Below are 236 nucleotides of genomic sequence, written 5' to 3' on the forward strand. Positions count from 1 at the left end.
CAAATAACTTAAATTCTGTAATATCCGTTACCCATTTTTCATTAGGGGCTTCTGCAGTAAAGCTACGGTCTAAAATGTTCGGTGCAATCTTTCCAACCGTCCCTTTATAAGACTTATATTTTTTCATGCGTACGATGCACTTTAAACCTAATTCTTTCATGATACGTTGAACTTTTTTATGATTCACTTTTTGTCCACGATTTGCTAGTTCATCACGAATTCGACGATAGCCATAT

Annotated in this window: 1 protein-coding gene; it reads right to left on the reverse strand. The window is 35.2% G+C overall.

Annotated elements, in window-relative coordinates; all coding sequences use genetic code 11:
• Positions 1 to 236, reverse strand: a 236-nt coding sequence (locus SB749_RS20910; protein ID WP_410712007.1) for an IS3 family transposase, incomplete at both ends; no start/stop codon positions are given.

Source organism: Brevibacterium sp. SIMBA_078, assembly GCF_046534565.1.
Classification (GTDB): Bacteria; Actinomycetota; Actinomycetes; order Actinomycetales; family Brevibacteriaceae; genus Brevibacterium.